4 protein-coding genes and 2 pseudogenes are annotated in these 5,192 nt (G+C 72.4%); 2 read left to right on the top strand and 4 right to left on the bottom strand.

Translation table 11 applies throughout. The annotated features are described in order from the left end of the window. Both R6V09_RS45320 and R6V09_RS45325 read left to right on the top strand, forming a co-directional pair. Positions 1-339: pseudogene (locus tag R6V09_RS45320) on the top strand (MFS transporter); the annotation flags it as partial. Positions 340-404: 65 nt separating this feature from the next. Next, entirely contained in the window at positions 405-1,634 is a 1,230-nt protein-coding gene (locus R6V09_RS45325) for a serine hydrolase domain-containing protein (protein WP_317887318.1), read from the top strand. Positions 1,635-1,649: 15 nt separating this feature from the next. On the opposite strand, the gene R6V09_RS45330 is transcribed toward R6V09_RS45325, so the two are convergent. The 4 genes and pseudogenes from R6V09_RS45330 to R6V09_RS45345 form a co-directional block, all read right to left on the bottom strand. After that, complete coding sequence (locus tag R6V09_RS45330) at positions 1,650-2,804, bottom strand: saccharopine dehydrogenase family protein (RefSeq protein WP_317887319.1); 1,155 nt, start codon at positions 2,802-2,804, stop codon at positions 1,650-1,652. Next, positions 2,797-3,864 (bottom strand): saccharopine dehydrogenase, encoded by a 1,068-nt coding sequence (locus R6V09_RS45335; protein ID WP_317887320.1) that lies wholly within the window; start codon positions 3,862-3,864, stop codon positions 2,797-2,799. The genes R6V09_RS45330 and R6V09_RS45335 overlap by 8 nt, the downstream gene beginning before the upstream one ends. After that, the gene (locus tag R6V09_RS45340) at positions 3,861-5,006 is read right to left on the bottom strand and encodes an NAD(P)/FAD-dependent oxidoreductase (protein WP_317887321.1); all 1,146 of its coding nucleotides are present in this window, start codon (positions 5,004-5,006) and stop codon (positions 3,861-3,863) included. Before R6V09_RS45340 ends, R6V09_RS45335 begins: the two co-directional genes overlap by 4 nt. After that, positions 5,003-5,192: pseudogene (locus R6V09_RS45345) on the bottom strand (ornithine cyclodeaminase family protein); the annotation flags it as partial. The gene R6V09_RS45340 and the pseudogene R6V09_RS45345, both read right to left, overlap by 4 nt.

Genomic DNA, 5,192 nt, shown 5'->3' on the forward strand with positions numbered 1-5,192 from the left:
GGCACCGTCGCCGTGTGCGGGGGATTCGCCCTGCTGGGGGCCGGGTTCGGGACGGTGATGGTGGCGGCGACCCAGGTGGTGGTGCGGGCGGCGGCCGTGGAGTCCGCCGGGGTGGCGGGCGGGCTCAAGCAGACCGCGGTGAACGTGGGTCCGACGCTCGGTGTCGCCGCCGGGAGCACGCTGCTGGCCGCCGGTGGCCGGGAATGGGCGCTCGGACTGCTCGCCGGGGTGGCCCTGACCGGTGCTCTCACCTGTCTCGCGCTGCCCGGCCGGACAGTCGCGTCGCTCACACATCGCGGCGTTACAGGAGACCGCGCAGGTGTTCCTGCGCGACGATGAGTTCCGAGGTGTCCGGGGCCGGGTATGCGGGACCCCACCTCGTGAACGCAATTCGGAGGAGAGCCATGGCACAGCTGCGACAAGAGGTCGACCCGGACGAGGTCGGACTGGATCACAAGGCGTTGGACCGCCTGGACCAGCACTTCGCCCACTACGTCGACGTGGAGCGCCTGCCGGGCTTCCTGGTGTCCGTGGCCCGCGGCGGCCGGGTCGCCCACCTCACCGCCCACGGGCACCGCGACGTGGCGGCCGGACTGCCCGTCGCGCCGGACACGTTGTACCGGATCTACTCCATGACGAAACCGGTCACCGCGGTCGCCGCGCTGCTCCTGATGGAGGAGGGCAGGCTCTCCCTGGACGACCCGGTCGCCGACCACCTCCCGGCCTTCGCCGACATGCGGGTCTACGACAGCGGTTCCGGCGCCGGCCTGAAGACCCGGCCGGTCGAGCGGCCGATGCTGGTGCGGCATCTGATGACCCACACCTCGGGCCTGACCTTCGCCTTCTACCACTCGCACCCCGTCGACGCCCTCTACCGGGAGGCGGGCCTGGAGTCGTCCGTGCCGGCCGGCGCCAACCTGGCCGAGACGATCGACGTGTACGCGAGTCTGCCGCTCCAGTTCGAGCCGGGCACGCAGTGGAACTACTCCGTCGCCTCTAACGTACTGGGCCGGATCGTGGAGGTGGTGTCCGGGCAGCGGCTCGACGAGTTCTTCGCCGAGCGGATCTTCCGGCCGCTCGGCATGCCGGACGCCGGCTTCCAGGTCCCGGACGAGAAGGCGGGCCGGCTGGCCGAGTTGTACGGCGACGCCGAGGGCGGCGGGATCGAGCCGATCCTCGGGCTGCCGCTGCGGGGCGGCCGGCCGCGGTTCCTGTCGGGCAGCGGCGGCATGGCGGCGAGCCCGTACGACGTGCACCGGTTCGCGGAGTTCCTGCGGCGCCGGGGCGAACTCGACGGCGTCCGGCTGCTGGCCCCCGAGACCGTCGACCTGATGGCCAGCAACCACCTCCCCGGCGGCGCCGACATGCGCGCCTTCGGCAGCCCCGCCCACCAGGAACCCGGCAACGACGGCATCGGCTTCGGCCTCAGCGTCTCCGTGGTCGTCGACCCCGAGCGCACCCAGTCCCCGGCGGGGCTCGGCACGTTCGGGTGGAGCGGGGTCGCGACGACCACGTTCTGGGTGGACCCGAGCCGGGACCTGACCGTGCAGTTCATGACCCAGCTCCGGCCGAAGTCGTCGCTGAAGATCGTCCCGGAGCTGAAGCAGCTGGTGCACGAGGCGGTCACGGGCTGAGCCGCGACCGCCGGCTCACTGATCCACCCGCAGGGTGAACTCCAGCCCCTCCCCCGCCAGTTCGCCCAGCCACTCCCGGGACCGCTCCGCCGTCTCTGCCGCCCGGTTCAGCCCGGACGGCAGATCGTCGGACAGGATGTGGCGGACGGCCAGCGAGAGGGGGCGCGAGACACAGCGGGCCATCGCGCTCTCCTCCTCGTCACCCACCAGGTCGAGGAGGTAACTGCCGGACCAGGTACGGCCCGTGTCGCCGCGGACGTCCAGGGACACGGCGAGGACGACCCGGTCGTGGTCGGCGTCCGTGGTGGGGTAGGTGGCCGCCAACTCCCTTGCCAGCGCGGCGATCCGGGTGTCGTCACCCGCCTCCAGCTCCTCGAACACCGGCTCCCAGGCCCGCAGCCAGCCCTCCAGACGCAGCGTGCCCCGCACGAACGTGCGCGGCTGCCAGGCGGTGGGCAGCCCGTACTGCTCGATGAACGGCACGCTGTCCCGGTTGGGATAGACCTCGAAGGTCTCGCCGTCGACGACATGCGGCCGGGTCACCTCCCAGGGCCGCTCGGCGACGGTCTCCGACCCGCCCTCCAGATAGCGCGCCGGTGACCGCAGCGCGCCCAGGACTCCGGCGGGCGCCCAACTGAAGCGGTACCGGAAGTCGTTGGGCACCGCGGGGACACCGCCGCAGTACGAGGTGAGGCTGTAGGAGGCCTCCGTGTCCGCACCGATCGCCTCCCGTGCGCGGGCGACGAGGCTGTGCGCGAAGAGGTGGTCGATGCCGGGGTCGAGTCCGGCCTCGGTGAGCACCACGATGCCCGCCTTCTCGGCGGCCGGTACCTGTTCGAGGACGGCGTCCGACACATAGCTGGAGCAGGCGAAGTGGGCCTGCCGCCGGACGCAGACGGCCAGCAGCGCAGGGTGTTCGGGCGCGGGCAGCATGGAGACGACGACGTCTCCGGGTACCAGTTCGGCGGTGAGCGCGGCGAGGTCGAACGCGCGCGGCTCCGCGCGTCCCGTCAGCCCCAGGTGGTCGAGGGCCCGCGCCGCCCGCTCCTCGGTGCGATGCCACAGCCGTACCCTCCCCGCCGTGTCGCACAGCAGGGCGAGCCCGCTGCCCGTGGACAGTCCGGCGCCGATCCAGTGGACGGTGCCGCTCGCGCGCACCACGTCAGACATGGCCCAACTCCCCTTCCGCGACGGCGATTCCGAGTTCCCGGGACTTCGTGCGGAAGAGGTCCAGGCAGCGCCCCCAGGCCCCGCCGCTCTCGAAGTCCAGCAGTTGGGGCAGCAGTGCGGCCGAGAAGTCGGTGCTGGACTCCTTCGGCAGGAGGGACGGCAGGTTGTCGATCGCGATGAGGTCGAGCGGGGGCTGTTCGCGCAACTGCCGTACCGGGTCGTCCCATTCGGTCGTGCGGTCGTAGACCGGCAGGACGTTGAGGGGTGAGCCGACGTCGCAGGTGACGTCGGAGACGGTGCGGAGGTGGCGGGCCGGGTCGTCGAGGTCCTGCTCGCGGAGGAAGGGCGGGACGGGGGTGGTCGCCAGGACGCAGTTGACCAGGACGTCGCGGGCCAACAGGGCCGGGCGGTCCAGGTTCTGGGTCTCCGTCAGGTCCCAGCAGGTCGGCTCGATCCCGGCCGTGCCGAACGCGGCCCGGGCTCCCCGGCCGCTGCGGCCCAGCGCGCCGATCACCAGCGCGCTGAACTCCGCGTCGCCTGCGGCGGGTCGGAGCGTCTCGTCCAGCTCCTCCTTCGAGGTGGGCGTGAGGGGTGCGACCAGCCGTCCCCGGTGCTGAAGGACGGCCAGGGCCGCGCCCAGATAGCCGGCCCAGAAGCCGAAAGCGGCGAGGCGGCGTCCGGTGTCGTCCACCAGGTATTCGAGGTCGAGCAGCGCCCCTCCCCCGGCGCCGAAGCGGCGCAGCAGGTCACTCGCCCCCGGCTGGCCCTTGTAGGCGTGCCCGAAGAAGATGTGACGGTGCGTCAGTGTGGCTGGTTCGTCCGGGAGTTCCTTCAGGCCGAGGATCACCGCGTCCTTCGGCGCCGACATCCAGGAACCCGCGGGTGCCGGCTTCGCGCCGACCGCCTCGTACTCCTCGGCCGGGAAGATCCGCTGCGGGGACTCCTCGACCGTCAGGGTCACCCCGCTCTCGACCAGGCGGCGGGCGTCGGCGGGGACGACCGGGGTGCGGCGTTCGGTGGTACGGGTCTCGTGGCGCAGCCACAGATGGAGCTCGGTCATACCAGGTTGACCTCCGGACGCGGGGCGTCGGCCGCGAACCGGCCGGCGCTCAGGGGGCTGACGTCCACGAAGGGTACGTGGCCGAGGTACAGGTCGCGGATCACCTCGCCGACCGCCGGCGCCTGCAGGAAACCGTGGCCGGAGAAACCCGTCGCGTACAGGAAGCGGGAGAGTGAAGTCGCCTCGCCGATCAGGGCGTTGTGGTCCGGCGTGTTCTCGTACAGGCCCGCCCAGCCGCCGGTGCGGCGCAGGTCGAGGAGGCCGGGGGCGCGCCGCCGCATGGCCTCGGCGAGGCGCGGGATCCAGCGGTCGTGGGTGTCGGTGGCGAAGCCGGGGCGCTCGTCGGGGTCGGACATACCGACGAGGAGACCGGGGCCCTCGCCGTGGAAGTAGAGGCTCGTCGTGAAGTCGATCGTCATGGGGAGCGTGGGCGGGAGGCCCGGGACGGGTTCCGTGACGGCGATCTGACGGCGCAGCGGCTGTACGGGGAGGTCGACGCCCACCATCGCGCCGACGGCCTTCGACCAGGCGCCGGCCGCGCAGATCACCGTGTTCGTGTCGATGCGGCCCAGGGTCGTGATCACGGCGGTGATGTACTCGCCCTGTGTCTCGATGCCGGTCACGTCGGTGTGGCGCAGGATCGTCGCGCCGTACGAGCGGGCGGCGGAGGCGTACCCGTGGACGACGGCCTCGGGGGTGCAGTGGCCGTCGTCGGGCGAGTAGGCGGCGGCGACGAGGCCGTCGGTGTCGATCAGCGGGGAGAGGCGGCGGGCCTCGGCCGGGTCGATCATGCGGCTGGGCACGCCGAGGGAGTTCTGCAGCCGGACGCCCGCCTCGAAGGAGGCGACGTCCTCGGGCCTCGACAGCAGGAACAGATAGCCGACGCGATGTAACCCGATGTCGTGGCCGGTGTCCTCCTCGAAGCGGTCGAAGGCCTCCAGGCTGCGGGCGCCCAGCTGCACGTTGAGCTCGTCGGAGAACTGCGCCCGTACCCCGCCGGCCGCCTTCGAGGTGGACCCGGCGGCGAGTTCGTCCCGTTCCACCAGGACCACGTCTCTGACGCCGGCGCGGGCCAGGTGGTAGGCGATGCTGGTACCGATGACCCCGCCGCCGATGACGACGACCTCAGCCTGACGCTTCACGGGCGCTCCTTCTGTGCCGCGTCGACGACGGCCCGGGCCGCGGCAGCGTCCTGGACGCCGAGTCCGACGCTGTTGTGGTGGACGATGCCGTCCGGGCCGGTACGGGCGCTGCGGCGGCCGAAGGGTACGGCGCCGAGCGGGATCAGGTCGCCGGGGGCGGGCACTCCGTCGCGCAGGGCCTCGACG

This window comes from Streptomyces sp. W16, from assembly GCF_033194735.1.
GTDB lineage: Bacteria > Actinomycetota > Actinomycetes > Streptomycetales > Streptomycetaceae > Streptomyces.

What these genes read in the sequence shown, in the direction of transcription:
- R6V09_RS45330 (WP_317887319.1), bottom strand. Translation starts at nt 2,804, where the DNA reads ATGTCTGACGTGGTGCGCGCGAGCGGCACCGTCCACTGGATCGGCGCC.
- R6V09_RS45335 (WP_317887320.1), bottom strand. Translation starts at nt 3,864, where the DNA reads ATGACCGAGCTCCATCTGTGGCTGCGCCACGAGACCCGTACCACCGAA.
- R6V09_RS45325 (WP_317887318.1), top strand. Translation starts at nt 405, where the DNA reads ATGGCACAGCTGCGACAAGAGGTCGACCCGGACGAGGTCGGACTGGAT.